16 protein-coding genes are annotated in these 15,269 nt (G+C 61.1%); 4 read left to right on the top strand and 12 right to left on the bottom strand.

All coding sequences use genetic code 11. The annotated features are described in order from the left end of the window. Positions 1-48 precede the first annotated feature (48 nt). The 11 genes from FG486_RS11790 to FG486_RS11740 form a co-directional block, all read right to left on the bottom strand. The gene (locus tag FG486_RS11790) at positions 49-747 is read right to left on the bottom strand and encodes a YoaK family protein (protein ID WP_181267619.1); all 699 of its coding nucleotides are present in this window, start codon (positions 745-747) and stop codon (positions 49-51) included. Beyond that, positions 732-2,675 (bottom strand): amidohydrolase, encoded by a 1,944-nt coding sequence (locus FG486_RS11785; protein ID WP_422125052.1) that lies wholly within the window; start codon positions 2,673-2,675, stop codon positions 732-734. The genes FG486_RS11790 and FG486_RS11785 overlap by 16 nt, the downstream gene beginning before the upstream one ends. Further along, on the bottom strand, positions 2,672-2,938 hold the full coding sequence (locus FG486_RS11780; RefSeq protein ID WP_181267618.1) for a DUF1427 family protein: 267 nt from the start codon (positions 2,936-2,938) through the stop codon (positions 2,672-2,674). The genes FG486_RS11785 and FG486_RS11780 overlap by 4 nt, the downstream gene beginning before the upstream one ends. A 129-nt stretch (positions 2,939-3,067) precedes the next feature. Continuing rightward, the gene (locus tag FG486_RS11775; RefSeq protein WP_066283609.1) at positions 3,068-3,724 is read right to left on the bottom strand and encodes a hydrolase; all 657 of its coding nucleotides are present in this window, start codon (positions 3,722-3,724) and stop codon (positions 3,068-3,070) included. 169 nt (positions 3,725-3,893) lie between these two features. Beyond that, complete coding sequence (locus FG486_RS18365) at positions 3,894-4,772, bottom strand: helix-turn-helix domain-containing protein (RefSeq protein WP_181267617.1); 879 nt, start codon at positions 4,770-4,772, stop codon at positions 3,894-3,896. Between the two features lie 38 nt (positions 4,773-4,810). Continuing rightward, on the bottom strand, positions 4,811-5,761 hold the full coding sequence (locus FG486_RS11765; protein WP_181267616.1) for a helix-turn-helix domain-containing protein: 951 nt from the start codon (positions 5,759-5,761) through the stop codon (positions 4,811-4,813). Further along, positions 5,758-6,690, bottom strand: coding sequence for a helix-turn-helix domain-containing protein (locus FG486_RS11760; RefSeq protein ID WP_181267615.1), 933 nt, complete (start codon positions 6,688-6,690; stop codon positions 5,758-5,760). The genes FG486_RS11765 and FG486_RS11760 overlap by 4 nt, the downstream gene beginning before the upstream one ends. A gap of 507 nt (positions 6,691-7,197) precedes the next feature. Next, positions 7,198-7,662: a nuclear transport factor 2 family protein gene (locus FG486_RS11755; RefSeq protein ID WP_181267614.1), complete on the bottom strand. Its 465-nt coding sequence runs from the start codon at positions 7,660-7,662 to the stop codon at positions 7,198-7,200. Between the two features lie 87 nt (positions 7,663-7,749). After that, on the bottom strand, positions 7,750-8,496 hold the full coding sequence (locus FG486_RS11750; protein WP_181267613.1) for a hypothetical protein: 747 nt from the start codon (positions 8,494-8,496) through the stop codon (positions 7,750-7,752). Continuing rightward, positions 8,477-9,724: a hypothetical protein gene (locus tag FG486_RS11745; protein WP_181267612.1), complete on the bottom strand. Its 1,248-nt coding sequence runs from the start codon at positions 9,722-9,724 to the stop codon at positions 8,477-8,479. The genes FG486_RS11750 and FG486_RS11745 overlap by 20 nt, the downstream gene beginning before the upstream one ends. A 261-nt stretch (positions 9,725-9,985) precedes the next feature. Then, the gene (locus FG486_RS11740; RefSeq protein WP_241695704.1) at positions 9,986-10,888 is read right to left on the bottom strand and encodes a LysR family transcriptional regulator; all 903 of its coding nucleotides are present in this window, start codon (positions 10,886-10,888) and stop codon (positions 9,986-9,988) included. Between the two features lie 148 nt (positions 10,889-11,036). On the opposite strand from FG486_RS11740, the gene FG486_RS11735 reads away from it, so the two are divergent. From FG486_RS11735 to FG486_RS11720, 4 genes are all read left to right on the top strand, one after another. Continuing rightward, positions 11,037-11,657: a glutathione S-transferase family protein gene (locus FG486_RS11735; RefSeq protein ID WP_181267610.1), complete on the top strand. Its 621-nt coding sequence runs from the start codon at positions 11,037-11,039 to the stop codon at positions 11,655-11,657. Positions 11,658-11,721: 64 nt separating this feature from the next. Then, on the top strand, positions 11,722-13,776 hold the full coding sequence (locus FG486_RS11730; RefSeq protein ID WP_181267609.1) for a 2Fe-2S iron-sulfur cluster-binding protein: 2,055 nt from the start codon (positions 11,722-11,724) through the stop codon (positions 13,774-13,776). Further along, positions 13,773-14,048, top strand: a complete 276-nt coding sequence (locus tag FG486_RS11725) for a hypothetical protein (protein ID WP_137775284.1) — start codon at positions 13,773-13,775, stop codon at positions 14,046-14,048. The genes FG486_RS11730 and FG486_RS11725 overlap by 4 nt, the downstream gene beginning before the upstream one ends. Before the next feature lie 27 nt (positions 14,049-14,075). Beyond that, a complete protein-coding gene (locus tag FG486_RS11720) occupies positions 14,076-14,540 on the top strand; it encodes a nuclear transport factor 2 family protein (protein ID WP_066281408.1) in 465 nt (154 codons plus the stop codon). Between the two features lie 232 nt (positions 14,541-14,772). On the opposite strand, the gene FG486_RS11715 is transcribed toward FG486_RS11720, so the two are convergent. Further along, positions 14,773-15,267 carry a DUF427 domain-containing protein gene (locus FG486_RS11715; RefSeq protein ID WP_137775285.1) on the bottom strand — a complete coding sequence of 165 codons (495 nt, stop codon included), beginning with the start codon at positions 15,265-15,267 and terminating at the stop codon, positions 14,773-14,775. Positions 15,268-15,269: the final 2 nt, after the last annotated feature.

Below are 15,269 nucleotides of genomic sequence, written 5' to 3'. Positions count from 1 at the left end.
GCCCCCCCCCCCCCCCCCCCCCCGCCAGCAGCAGCGCGAGGAAGGCTGTCATCGCAGGACCATCAGGCGACCCGCGAGAAGGATGGCGGGGAGGAGAACCGATCCCATCCCAAGCCAGGACTGGGCAAGAGCGCCCAGCGCGCAACCGCCAGCAAATGCACAAACAGATATCATGATCTTGCCCGATGCCGATGGCTCGGGCGTAGCGGAAGGCGCCTGACTCATTCGACCTGCCAAGGCCAGCGCCAGCGCTGCTACATTGCCCGTCATGACCGTGAACGGTGGCCCGATGGCCGGTACCAGCCTGTGAACGGCGTTGAGCATGCCCATCGCCCCTGCCAGCGCAAGCGCCAAGCCAGTATCCCAGGGCCCTGTCCCAAGGAACAGTGCAATGCCGCCTGTCAGCGCCACCGCCAGATTGGCAAGCCACAGCAGCAACGATAGTCTGCGGTTAACTGAAATTTGGCTAGCCGCAAGGCCAGCGAACACAGCAACAAGAAAGAAGGCAGGCAAGGCTGCGAACTGGACCCAGACCGATCCATAATGTCCCTCTGCCCCACCCCCACTCTGGCTGGCTAGTGTCGCACCAAGCAGAACAAAATTGCCGGTGACATGCGCGACGAAAAGTCCCTGCATATGGATAAAGACAGCAGTGTCGACATAGCCGGACACAAAGGCGAGCAGCCCGGCAAGGTCGGCCGGAACGGGCCGCGGCGATGAAAGGCTCGCGCTCACACCGCCCAGCATGCGCAGCCGAGAGCGCCCCAGAAACTCTTGAAATCGCTGACCGGAACCTGGGTCGCTCGCGCATGCTCATGACCATGAACCGCGCACGGTGTAGCACAGCCACAGGCCGACTGTGCCGTTTGCAGGTTGACCGAAGTCGCCCCTTCGGCCTTGTGATAGCCACCGAAACGGGCGACCGGCGACCAGTCGGGCATTGGCGGCGGCGGCGGTTCTGCCAAGCCTTCAAAGTTGCCAGTCCCATAGACTGGCTTGCCACCGACAATTGTGAGCACGGATTCGGTCTGGCGGATACGATCGGAAGGAATCTCGAAGAAATCCTGGCTCAGTACCGCTAGATCGGCCAACTGCCCCTGCTTGATCTGTCCCTTGCGCCCCTCCTCGCCCGAAAACCAGGCGACGTGCTGGGTCCACATTCTCAGCGCTTCATGTCGATCGAGCAGGTTGCGATGCGGATAAAGCCGCATGCCCCCCATCGTCCTGCCAGTGACGAGCCAGGACAGGCTTACCCAGGGATCGTAGCTCGCCACGCGCGTCGCATCGGTGCCTGCGGAGGTCCGCACGCCACTTTCCAGTACGCGTCGGAAAGGCGGCGTCGCTTCTGCTGCCTCGGCACCATAGCGCTCGACGAAATACTCGCCCTGATAGGCCATGCGGTGCTGAAACGCGATGCCGCCGCCGAGTGCGGCCACCCTGTCGATCGAGCGTGGGGTGATCGTTTCGGCATGGTCGAAAAACCAGTGCAGGCCGTCGAACGGCATCTCCCTGTTGACCTTCTCGAACACGTCGAGAGCCCGGACGATCGTCTCCTCATAGGTAGCATGCATCCGCCACGGCCAACGGTTGGCAACGAGGATCCGGACGATCTCCTCGAGATCATCTTCCATGTTCGGCGGCATGTCCGGCCGAGGCATACGGAAATCCTCGAAGTCCGCAGCCGAAAAGACAAGCATTTCGCCCGCGCCATTGAGACGCAGATAGTCATCGCCCTGGTGATGTCGGGCACTGCGGGTCCAACGCAGGAAATCCTCCTTCTCCTCCCGGGGCTTTTGCGTGAACAGATTGTAGCCGATGCGCAGCGTCAGCTGACCGCGTTCATGGAGCTGTTCGATAACCGCATAGTCTTCCGGGTAGTTCTGGTAACCCCCGCCAGCATCCAGAACGCTGGTCACGCCCAGCCGGTTGAGATCCCGCATGAAATGTCGGGTGGAATTGAGCTGATAGTCGAGAGGCAGTTTCGGCCCTTTGGCCAGTGTGGCATAAAGGATGGAGGCATTGGGGCTAGCAATCAGCAGCCCAGTTGGGTTGCCCTGGGAATCGCGCTGGATCACGCCGCCCGGCGGGTCGGGTGTGTCTCGATCATAGCCCACTGCCCTGAGAGCAGCGCCATTGAGCAAGGCGCGGTCGTAAAGGTGCAGGATGAATACCGGCGTGTCGGGTGCGACGACGTTGATTTCAGCCAGGCTGGGTAGGCGTTTCTCGGCAAACTGGTGCTCGCTGAAGCCGCCAACAACCCTGACCCATTGCGGAGCTGGGGTGCGGTCGACCTGCTGCTTCAGCATGCGCATCGCATCAGCCAGGCTGGGGACGCCATCCCAGCGCAGTTCCAGATTGAAGTTCAGCCCTCCGCGAATGACGTGGATGTGGTTGTCGCACAGCCCCGGTATCACGCGCCGGCCCTCGCAGTCGATCATCCGGGTGCCGGGTCCCTGCAGGGCGATGACATCAGACAGATCTCCCACAGCCTGGAACCGACCCTCCTTTATGGCTATCGCCTGAGGGGCGGGGTTCTGCGGGTCCAGCGTCGTGAATTTCCCGTTGAACAGGATGGTGCCTGCATATCGTGCGTTTTCCGCCATGGCTTTGCCCTCGATCGTTCCTAGCAAGCCGGTCATGGCGAGGCCTGCAGACACAGCCCTGCGGTCCATCATGCGTTGCTATCCCGACGGCGGAGCCCGGGGCGCGCTGGCAACGCGCCCAGAATATGCTCCGAACAGTCGGCCCGCGTCTCTGCCATCACATCGGGATTGCCCCGATATACGCGCATCGCAAATGGCAGGATCTGCTCTCCCACCAGCATGCCCAACAGGCCAAGCAATGCTACAACGGGTGGCGCCGGCGAGCGGACGCCCAGCAGGCTATAGACAATGCCCACAAGCAAGCCGGCACCAAGCGAGAACAGATATATCTTCATGGCTTCACCATTGCAGAAGGGCCTGAATGAAGGAGGTGGGCCGGCCTTCGGGAGGCTTGGAAGCGGCCGGCCCGGTCACCAATACCTGGGGGCGGACAGGAGCGGAGGTGACCTTGTACGTTTAATCGATCAGCCTTCGCGTGCGTCGGCGCCCAAGATCGCCTTGGCGTATATCAGCCCGAGCCCATAGGCTCCGCCATGATCTATCGCGGCATGCACGACAGGATCATAGGTTTCGCCTCTCGCCCAGTCGCGCTGAAGTTCGAGCATGTACTGCAAAGAGGTCATCGGCGTTGCGCCTAGTTGGACCATACGGTCCATTGCCCTGTCATGCGCTTCATCGGAAACGTCGCCACAAGCATCTGCGAGCACGAAGACCTCGAAGCCCTGGTCGATAGCGGACAGCGCCGGCCCTACAATGCAGACACTGGTCCACAGCCCTGCAAGCACAATTCGCGACTTGCCGATGGCGTTGATACGGTCGGCGATCCGGGGATCTTCCCAGGTGTTCATGGTTGTCCGGTCGATCACCTCCTCACCCGGAAACTGGCTCTTGATCTCGTCGAACATGGGGCCGGAGAACGTCTTCTCAGCAACGGTGGTCAGAATTGTCGAAACCTCGAAAATGCGGGCTGCCCGGCTCACCAGTGCAGCGTTGTTGCGCAGCATGACCGCGTCGATCGATTTCGTGGCAAAGGACATTTGCGACTGGTGGTCGATCAGGATGAGCACATGATCGGCAGGGGAAAGAAGCGAGGAACCGGGGATTGGCAATGCGGTCGGCATCTGGAGCACTCCTTGGATGTCGCAAGGTGGCGGTCAGACGCGCTTCCTTGCTTCAGCGCCTGCAGTCCATAGCAGAGCATTGAGGTGCCAGCGGTGCCGGGCTTGCTCGGGAGGAGCGATTCTTGCGCCATTTCGGGCATAGCACGCGCATGCTCGCCTGACCGGGCACTCAGACCATGCGGCGGCGATAATTCAGAGGCGTCACCCCTAGTTCGCGTATGAACAGCTTGTTGAGCCCGGCCTGGCCCTTGTAGCCGACACAGACAGCCACGGTGTCAATGGAAAGGTCTGGCTGCAACAGCAAAGTCTGCGCAGCATTCAATCGCAGCAGCATCTGGTATTTCTGCGGAGCCACGCCGAAACTCTGCTTGAATGCGCGGGAAAAATGATCGGGTGACAGGCTGCAGAGCGATGCCAGTTCAAGCAAGGTGATGTCGCGCGAAAAATTTGCCTGAAGATAGTCGTTCACGCGCCGCTCCTGCCAGGGCGCCAGCCCGCCACGTGTCAGCCTGGCTGCATCGCCATTCAGTGCGGCCAATTCCCCCAGCAGGGTCACAATCACGGAATCCCGGTAAAGGGTCGTGATCGCCGAGGCGTGACTGCCCGACGACAGTCGCCACAGCCTTTCGATCAATTTAGGCACCCCGTTGCTGCCCTGCACCGCGTGCAGCTTGGCTATATCGGGCGGGCGCCCATCGAACATGCGGTCCAGCAACGTATCGGCAAGCAAGCCATCGACGGCAAGTGCCCTGAAATGATTGGAATCATCAATCACGATTGCATTGGCTTCACCGCGGGCGAGCAGCGACCATTGGCCTGGAACCGCCGTCCCCGAAAAGCGGAAGCTGCCATTGCGATAAGACGTCCGGTGCATCGACAATCCCACCGTGATGACAAGATCATTCAGCGGAGGATCGGAAAAATCGCCCGCTGGCTGGTGCAATTCGATCAGTTGGACAGCCGGGTCATCGGCGACCAGCTGATGCGCGGCGACAAATGGCGCAACGCCATCGGTCAACCGGTAATCGTCGAAATCGACACCGTCCACCGCCCACCCCGGAAAACAGCCTCACCCCGCATGCAATGCTAGCACATTTGCTTCGGAAGCCAAGTTCCTCGGGGGCAGTTCGCTCGATCAATCCGGAAATGACTTGGGCTGATACCATGGATGCGCCGAAAGGCCCGGGCAAATGCCTGGGGCGTATCATAGCCGACCGACAGGGCAATCTGCGTGACGGACATGGTCGAGCTCAGCAACAGATCCCGCGCTCGCTCCATGCGCAACAGCATCAGATACTGGTAAGGTGGTCGGCCAAGCGAGTTCTTGAAACCGCGGGCAAAATGATACGGCGACACATGACATATGCCCGAAATATCGTTCAGCGTAATGTCGCGATCAAGATTGGCGCGCATGAATTCGACCGCACGTCGCGCCTGCCACGGTGCAAGATGATGGCCCAGACGGACATCCACCTGCCCGCTGGCTGTATTGCACCTGCTGAAATGATAGAGGATCATCCAGCACAGAGAATCCCAGATTAACGCGGGCGGTGCGACATTGCCGGACAGGTGGATGGCCGTATCCGCCAGCTTGCGCAATTCAACCGAAACGCAGGTCGTGATCCGGGTAAAGTTCCAGCCCAGCTCCGCGGCGATCCTGTCCTGGATGGTCTTGTCGAAATGGAGATGGAACCAGCCCTGCACCCTTTCGGTCTGGTCAAACCAGATACTGTCGATCCCAGAAGGGAGCAGAATGAAGAAATTCGGCTCGACCTCCACATTATAGGCTGTTCCGGCCAGGCGAGCGCGCTGGATATAGGGACCGGAAGTCCGGCACAACAAGACGATGGACGCATTGGCAGGGACAGAGATGTGGGAAACCGGCTCCCGGCTGATCAGGTCGCGCTGCCAGACAGAACTCATGCCCTGCCCCGCAAATATGTTGGACGTTACGGGTTCAACGCCTGAATAATGTGCAACATCATAGGCATGAACACCGGTCTTCTGCCCGGCACGGGGCGCAAGCAGCGGGGTCACGGTCGCAACATTTCGCGATAGCGGCTCGGGGCGTAGCCAGTGGTCTGTCTGAACGCGCGGGCAAAGGCCTGGGGTGTCTCATAACCTGCTGCCATAGCGATCTCCGTGATCGAAAGCGGTGAGCCTTTCAGCAGATCCTTGGCATGATCTATTCGCAACAGCACCAGATAGCGATGCGGGGGCACGTTCATGGCATTACGGAACCCCCGCGCGAAGTGGAATGGCGAAACCTGGCAGATTTCAGCCATTTCAGCGAGGCGAATAGGGGTATCAAGGTTGGCCCGCATGAACTCGATCGCACGCCTGATCTGCCAGGGGGCCAGCCGATGCCCCCTCGCTCCCGAGCCAATGCCCTTGCATCTGAATGTGTTGGCGATTTCGAACAGGATCGTCCACGAGAGCCCCTCCCACAGGAGGTCCGAGGGAGCGGAGTCAGATGTCGCGGAAATTGCAACATCAACCAGCGACTTGAGCCTGGGAATGTCCTGATAGGCCAGAGCCTGATATTCGAAACGGAATTCCAAAGCTGCCTGGCTGACCGTTGCCCTGTCGATATGAAGATGGAACCAGCCTTCCGTCATCTTCATTTCGCCGCCCCAGAAGCTGTCCAGTCCTGCAGGAATGATGAAGACAAAGTCCGGGCCGACCCGCAGATCGACAGCCGTCCCGGCAAATCTACAGAACTGGGCATAAGATTGGCCGGTCCTCGAAAGGATCACCAGACTATCGCTGGCGGGAACCTCGATCTCGATGCCCTGACTGGCATCGGGCGCCTTGCGCTGCCAAAGCGAGGACATGTGCCCTCCGACATGCACGTTGGAGACCGCGGGCATGCCGCCTAGGAAGAGTGCGTCATCATAGCTGTGCAGGCCCGTTGACGGCCTGTAGACCAACCTGGTCGGGTCTTGGGTGTAAAGCTGATGGCTCATGGCAAGCTACCTTGTTCGGCCAATATGGTGTTCAAGTGACGGACTGCGCTCAGCATCAACAATATGCCGGAACCGGGCAATATTGCCGCTCCGGGGTGATGATTTGCCAGGTCACGGGAAAGGCGGGCTAGGCTCTCGCTCAATATTGCCTGCTGCGGGTCGAACTCAGCACCATCGTCCACAGCCTTCGCAGCGATGGTGGCAGTCCAAAGAAAGCGCCGATGGTGCAGGGCCTGGCATGGCGCGCAGCCAGGCCGATTCAGCAAAACACGGCTTCATGCGGGATCTCCAATATCCTTGGGCCATCTGACGACCTCCCGCGTCCGCAGATGACCGGCGATAGTCTAGCGCAGCGCCGCCAGACAGACGGTTCCAAATCCCGCAGGATTGTGCAGAAATTGCTTCAGAATTGGGGCTAATGTCAGTGTATGTCGGCCGCAGAGGCATTTCGCGACCGCAAGCCCAATCGAAAGGTGCGAGGTTGAGGCTCGGGCCAGAGATCGAACCCTACAGACCCAGATCGCTGAGACCAGGATGATCGTCGGGCCGCCGGCCGAGCGGCCATCGAAACAGACGCTCGACCTCCGCAATCGGATGCTCGTTGATGCTGGAGAAACGCCGTGTCATCAGGCCGCTGTCATCAAACTCCCAGTTCTCGTTGCCATAGGCGCGGAACCACTGCCCGCTATCGTCATGATATTCATAGGCATAGCGGACCGCGATGCGACGCCCGTCATGGATCCACAATTCCTTGATCAACCTGTATTCGAGCTCACGATTCCACTTGCGCACGAGAAAGGCTTCGATCTCGGCACGACCCTGCGGAAACTCGACCCGGTTTCGCCACTGGCTATCGAGCGTATAGGCCAGCGTAACCCTGGCGGCATCCCGGCTATTCCAGCCATCCTCGGCCAGGCGGACCTTTTCGCGTGCGGTTGCCTCAGTGAAGGGCGGCAAGGGAGGGCGAGCCATGAACTACTCCTGCAAATACTGCAAAAAGGCCACGAAGGCCGCAATGCGTACGACCAAACGATGCGGCTGCCTGCGGAACCCTGCAGATCAGGGCTGTATGGCCATGCCGGCCATTGGCAGATTGCAAAATGCCGCATCAGCGCCCCTGATGGTCTGCTCGAAGCTCCCATCCGGCCGGTTGCCGCAAACATCCTCCAGCCACGGTTGCACCACAATCTCAATCACGTCTGGCCAGGGCGAATGCGGGAAGACCATGATCGCCTCGCCCGTTACCTGGAAGCTGGCGGGATGCGGAACGCCAGACTCGCCCATCATGAAAACAGCTGTTCGAACTGAGAGATTGTCGAGTGATCGCCCGGTTTCTACTCTGAGCGGAGCAGATGTGCCCGACTTCGGCCTTGTCCAACACCAAGCGGATGTATCGATGCGCCTGCGTTCCGGTTCCGAAGCCGAGAAGCGGAAGCGCTCCTCCCTGCCGATTTTGCGACCTTGCAAATCCGCCATCGCCGGATCAACCCCGAGCCAATAGCTGGCGCCCGGACGCAAGGCTGGACCGAGCGCCTCGTGCGCTGCGACCCCGCGCTTTATGCGCGCCGGATGCATGAGCAAGGTCAGTATGCGCCCATCTGCCGTCCAGAGGCCGTCGGGATAATCGACCAGAACGCCGCTGACAGCCTGGCCGTCGTCGGTCATCAACTGGACGTGGGCAGCGGCATCGAACGGGTCCATTGCACGATCGAACTCAAGGTGGAACCGCAGGATATTGGCTGGCCAGACCACGCTCGCGGGGTGCACGGACACCATGCGTGGCGGATCAGCGAATAAGTTCGGCATGGCCCTCATCGCGCTTCATCATAGCATGGAATGGCCGGATGTAGCCTTGCTGAAAGGAATCGTCTTCCGGATAGGCATAGCCTGGCATGTCATATTCGTTCACATGGTCCGACAACCGGAAAAACGCCCCCTTGCGAAACGACACCAGTTCAAGCGCCCCCGTCTGCGCATCGCGTCGCAGCGCGAGCAGGAATTCGGCTCCCTGGTCTGCAACAGCCACCAGGTTTCCCAGCGGAACAGGGATAGCGCGGACGCCTGCAAACTGGTCGAACGGCGCCTTGACCGGCTCAACAAGGCCCTGGCCAGCTGCCGCTTCGGCAATGGCAGGAAGTGGAATGAGGTCCGCCGATTTGGCAGCATTGGCGACAAGAACCCAGTCGGAACGTCGCCCCTGATGTTCGATGGCAAATGCCGTAATGGAAAGCGGCGTATTCCCGAAGCCAAGCTCCGCAATCGTCTTTGCCCTCACCGCTTTTTCTTCGGCCAGTTTGGCCAGAGGCACGATGACAAGCGGTGTGCAGGTATAGGCCGCGAGCAGATGCGGAATACCTTCCAGCGTGATCACGTCCATTGCCCGGATGGGGGCACGCGTTTCGAACTGATTATGAACCGCATGATACATTTCGATCCGCGTGGATTTGGGCTGTTTGTCGAAAGGATAGGCAATACGCCGCAGGGTTGAAGCAAAGTCCGCATTGGCAATGCCGGATATTAGCAATTCATTCCCCTGCCAGGCGAAACAGGTGACCGTCAATGTCCGGACACTGGCCTTGCCCCAAAGGCTGCCCTCCCCCGGCAAGTCGAACAGGGCAAGCGACTGGACATGCCAGTCATCCGGATCATGGATGGTGACGGAACCGTCGGCCGTTGCCAGCGCAATCACGACCCTGCCGCCGATTTCCGCCGCCACGATAGCGCGTCCGGCTGGTTCCTGCCAGGCCAGCGCCGTTGCCCGCACGCGCCCCGACCCGGCCATGGCCAAGGCCTCATCGAACGCGGCAAGATTGAAAGCAGCCCTCTTGCCAGAGCCCACAGGCTTGGGCAGATCGACCACATGCAGGGCGCCGCCGCGCCAGTCGGCCAGGACCAGCCTGCCGTCCGGAGTGATCGTCATGGCGCTGATCGATTTCACCTTGGCCGGCTCGCGCGCGTCTACGACGGGCGCCGAAACAAGCGAGGCGGTTATGCTGGCAGCGGCGATAAACGAGCGCCGATCAAGGTCTGGCATTCGCAACTCCCTGTCTTGATGCTGGCAATTTACAGACCCATCCTGTGGCTCCGATGCGGTGCATAATGCCAGTAGGGACGGACTGCGGTGCCGGAATTGCGCGACCAACCCGCGCTTGCGCAAATTATGGCCCATGGGTCAGCGCACGCTGGTAGGTTTGCCGGTTGTTGGGGCTTCGGTTCAGGTGTCGCGCATTGCAGCGTTCACCTGGATATTGGGGGGAGCCCATACGCGGGAACTCTTGGGCGCGCTCCTGCGCAGTCATCCGGCCGCCAAGCCGGGTTGCGGATTGATCACCGGGTCGTCTCGCAACCTTCGCGCTGCAAAATCGATGAATGCCCGCACCTTGGCGGAGGCGCGACGACCTTCGAGATGGACCAGGTGCACCGGCAGGGGATTGCGCTCGAATTCTTCGAGAACCAGCCTGATCCGGCCTGCAGTGACTGACGGGCCAACCTGATAGGATAAGAGCCTGCTAACCCCCCAACCCTGCTCAACGGCTTGCAGCACGGCGGCGTTCGAGTTGCAGGTGAGCGAAGGCTGGATGCGGATCGTCAGTCGATCATCGTCTCCAAAGCGCCATTCATGGCTGCCGAGCGAGCCTGTCGCCACGATGACGCGGTGGCGCTCGAGATCGGCGGGATATCGAGGTACGCCATGCCGTTTCAGATAGCCAGGGGAGGCGCAGATGACCGATCGCACAGCCCCGACCCGGATCGCGGCCATGCTGGAATCGCCCAGGTGGCCGATCCTCAGCGCCAGATCCATGCCTTCCTCGAGAAGATTCGTGACCCGGTCCAGCAGAAGCAGCCTGCCGCTAACATCGGGATGTTGATCGAGAAAATCGAGCAGGATCGGCATGATGTAGAGCCGTCCGAACATCACCGGGGCGGTGATGGTCAGCAACCCGCGCGGTGATGCATGCTGCCCCTGCGCGGCGGATTCCGCATCCGCCAGTTCCTGCAGGATACGTTCGACATCGGCCAGATAGCGGTGTCCCGCTTCGGTCAACGCAACGTTGCGGGTGGTGCGGCTGAACAGACGCGTCCCGATATGGTCTTCGAGCGCCGCTACCGCACGGGTGACGGCGGGCGGGCTCAGCCCCATCTGCCGGGCAGCGGCGGCAAAGCCTTCCCCCCGCGCTACCGCCACAAAAACCTGCATGGCATGCAATCGATCCATTGGGCTGACCTAACATTATTTCACTGAACGGAATAGAACCTTTCTTTCGACGGCTATTCTTTCAGAGGACCCAAAGGCGTAGCTTCTGGTCATCCGGTTCGACCGGCCCTTCAAACCCAAGGATCCCGTCATGAAACTCTATACCCACCCGCTCTCTGGCCATGCCCACCGGGCCAGCCTGTTCCTTTCGCTGATCGGTGCCGAGGTCGAGGAAATTGTTGTCGACCTTGCAGCAGGCGAACACAAGACCCCGGAATTCCTCAAGCTCAACCGATTCGGCCAAGTGCCGGTGCTGGTCGATCGCGACACTGTGATCGCCGATTCCAACGCGATCCTGATCTATGCCGCGCGCAAATATGGCCGCACCGACTGGTTGCCCGAAACAGCTGAAGGCGCCGCCGCCGTTCAGCGCTGGCTGTCCATTGCGGCCGGGCCGATAGCCTTCGGCCCGGCAGCCGCGCGGCTGATCACCGTGTTCGGCGCCAGGTTCGATGCCGACGAGGTCATCGCGCGCGCGCATGCCGTCCTGTCGCAGATCGATGCCGAACTGGCCGGTCGCAACTGGATCATCGGCGGCACGCAGCCGACGGTCGCCGATGTCGCGCTGTACAGCTACATTGCCAACGCCCCCGAGGGCAATGTCGACCTTGCGCCGTACCCACAAATCCTCGCCTGGCTGCGCCGGGTCGAGGGCCTTGAAGGCTTCGTTCCGTTCCAGCGCACAGTTGCTGGCCTGCGCATCGCGGCCTGATCTCCCCCTGCAGGCTGGCAGCATGCCTGCCAGCCTGCCACCCTGTCTGAAGGAGTTCGTTGTGATGACTACCCCGACCAGCGCACCATGGCATGCAGGCGAAGTCGCGATGCAGCAAACGGTCGGCGTCGCCGAGCGAATGGCGGTTGTGGGCAGCAAGGTCGTGCGTGACTTCATGCCGGACCAGCATCGCGACTTTTACGAGCAGCTGCCCTTTATCGTCATGGGTGCGGTCGATCCTCAGGGCGATGCCTGGGCGACCTTCGCCATCGGCAATCCGGGATTCCTGTCATCGCCGGATCCCCGCACGCTGGAGTTTGCCTTCGAGCGCGATCCGCTCGATCCCGCCGATTCCGGGCTTGATGACGGCGCTGCTGTGGGGCTGCTCGGCATCGAGCTGCATACTCGTCGCCGCAACCGGATGAACGGAACACTGCGCCGCAGCGATGCCAGGAGCCACCATGTTCAGGTCAGCCACAGCTTCGGCAATTGTCCGCAATATATTCAGCTGCGCGATTTCCGCTTTGTCCGAAATCCGGCGCAGCCATCCCTCGCTCCGCCCGAGGAGATCGAGACCTTGCACGGACGCCCCGGAGAGATGGTTGCGGCGGCCGACACCTTCTTCGTCGCGTCCTATGTCGATATCGGTAGCGACCGTCAGGTCGATGTCTCGCACCGCGGCGGCAAGGCGGGATTTGTGCGCATCAATGCAGACGGCACGCTCACCATTCCCGACTTTGCCGGCAATCTGCATTTCAACACGCTGGGCAACTTTCTGGTCAATCCGCGCGCCGGGCTGATCTTCGCCGATTTTGCCACTGGCGATGTACTGCAGATGACCGGAAGTACCGAGGTCGTTCTGGATTCGCCGGAGATTGCCGCGTTCCAGGGCGCCGAGCGGCTGTGGACCTTTCGCCCGAGACGGATCGTGCTGCGGCGTGGGGCGCTGGCGCTGCGCTGGGCGATGCGCGAAAAGGGCTGGTCGCCCAATTCACTGATGACCGGCGACTGGCAAGCCGCCGCGCAGCGGATCGAAGCCGAAGCACTAACCAAAAGCTGGCGTCCGTTCATCGTGACCGATGCGATAGACGAGAGCGCGACCATCCGTTCCTTCCATCTGCAGCCGCAGGATGGAAAGGGGTTGATAGCGCACAAGGCTGGCCAGCACCTGCCGATCCGTGTCACATTGCCTGGCGATACCGAGCCGAGCTTGCGCACCTATACCCTGTCCTGCGCGCCGTCCGATGGCGGCTACCGTATCAGCGTCAAGCGCGATGGCAGGGTTTCGCAGTTTCTGCACGACCGGGTCGCAACAGGCGCGACCTTAGAAGCCAAGGGGCCGACGGGCACATTCACGATCGATGCGGCGGAACGCCGGCCTGCGGTGCTGGTCGCTGCCGGCGTCGGCATCACGCCAATGCTCGCAATGCTGCGCCATATCGTTTTCGAAGGGATTCGCACCCGCACAATCCGCCAGACCTGGATGATCCAGACCGCGCGCAACAAGGCCGAGCGCGCCTTCGATGCTGAGATCAACGCCCTGGCCGAGGCGGCGCAGGGGGCGGTTAGGGTCATCCGCATCGTTAGCCAGCCCGGCCCTGACGAGCGGACCGGCCGCGACCATCAGGGCGTTGGACGGCTAACCGCCGATAGCTTCCGGCAGATCCTGCCCTTTGGCGATTACGACTTCTATCTGTGCGGCCCCGGCGGGTTCATGCAGGACCTGTATGACGGGCTGCGCGATCTCAACGTCGCTGATCAGCGCATCCATGCCGAAGCATTCGGCCCTTCGGCACTGGCTCGCCGATCGGACCCATCTGCCGAGGCTGCGCCGCAGCCGCAGGCAGCGGAAAGCAGCGTCAGCGTTGTATTCACTGCATCGGGCAAGGAGGCGCGTTGGCACCCGGAGGGTGGATCGCTGCTTGAACTGGCGGAATCGCGAGGTCTGAAGCCCGAGCACAGCTGTCGCGCCGGATCGTGCGGTTCATGCGCGGTGCGGCTGCTCAAGGGCCGAGTTGCCTATCCCGTCACGCCCACCGCGCCGGTGGGCCCGGATGAAATTCTAATCTGCTCAGCGGTCCCGGCTGCGGGCAGCGAAACGCTGGAGATCGAACTGTGACTCAGGACCTGCAGACCAGCCTGCATCTTGGCCTTTCGGCAGAGGCAATGCTGCTGATCGACCCGCAACTGGAAGATAGCTCAATGCCGTCATGGTCGATGCGAAGCTGGCTTTTGCGAATGATGTTCTGCCTCTTACTGCTTTTGCTGCTCCCCGGTGCGCCTTTCATTTCCGAAAGCGGCTTCGGCCAGTTCGCCAAGGCAGCGCAATGCGCAAGCCGCTGCAATGCGCCATCCGTGACCCTTGTGCCTCGCCTCACCGTCTTCCTGTAATACTCTGATCGAAAAGGACCTTTTGCCATGTCAAGACCACCACTTCCCCCGTTCACCGAAGCAACTGCGCGCGAAAAGGTGCGTTTGGCCGAAGATGGCTGGAACAGCCGTGATCCTGTACGGGTCACCCAGGCCTATACGCCCGATAGCCAGTGGCGGAACCGGGCAGAGTTTCCGCGAGGCCATGCCGAGATCGAGGCATTCCTGACGCGGAAATGGAATCGCGAGCTCGACTATCGGCTGATAAAGGAACTCTGGGCATTCGGCGGCAACCGCATCGCAGTGCGCTATGCCTATGAATATCATGACGATAGCGGCCAGTGGTTCCGTGCCTATGGCAATGAGAACTGGGAGTTCGACGAAGACGGTCTCATGGCGCGCCGCTTTGCCAGCATCAATGAACATCCGATCGACGAGGGTGAACGCAAGTTTCGATGGCCGCTGGGTCGCCGCCCCGATAACCACCCGGGCCTCAGCGACCTGGGACTCTAAGGCCCCGTGGGGCAGGATCGTAACTGTGCCTGGCGACAGCACCAGTTTGATCACGGGCAATCAAAAGCGAGTGTGCCAGAATTCCGTTGAGTTGATTTGCTGGCTCGCTAACCCTTCTGCCCGTCATCGCCAAAGGCGCGCGGCAAATTAGGTGCGGCGCGATAGCAGGGAAGTACCGCTTGGGGCATTCCAAGCGCTTGTTGCTAAAGCCGACTATGCCGAGCCGCACCTGCTAACAGGCCGTTGTCCCGGGCCCGCCCTTAAACGGATCGGCATAGTTTGACGTGATCCAGCCGCCATAGAACGCTCCCGGCTGCGGGATGACGGTTTCGCCATCGACCGTGCAGCGGTCGAACGGCCCGGCATAGAAGGCAACGTGGTCGCGCAGCATCACGAAGCTTGCGCTGGGACTTAGATAGCTCCAGCCGACGCGAGGCAGCACATGGTCGCCGATCATGACATCCCAATAGCTGGCGGCCCCCTTCCACTCGCAGGACGAGCTGCCGGGCGCACGCCTCAACACCGCAGGCGCAATGTCGGCGGGCGGGATGTAGTAGCTCGGCGGATGGCTCGTCTCAAAGGTGCAGATGGCGTTGCGGGTCTCGGCAACGATGACGCCGCGATGCTCGATGCGGATGTGCGCATCGCAGGGTTCCGCAACAGCAGGGCGGGGAAAATCCCAGACGCTGAGCTGCTCGGGCTTTACCGGATCGGGTTTCGGACGCATGC

Origin of the sequence: Blastomonas ursincola (assembly GCF_013607875.1) — a bacterium.
Lineage (GTDB): Bacteria > Pseudomonadota > Alphaproteobacteria > Sphingomonadales > Sphingomonadaceae > Blastomonas > Blastomonas ursincola.
This window is presented reverse-complemented; position numbering and strand designations above follow the sequence as displayed.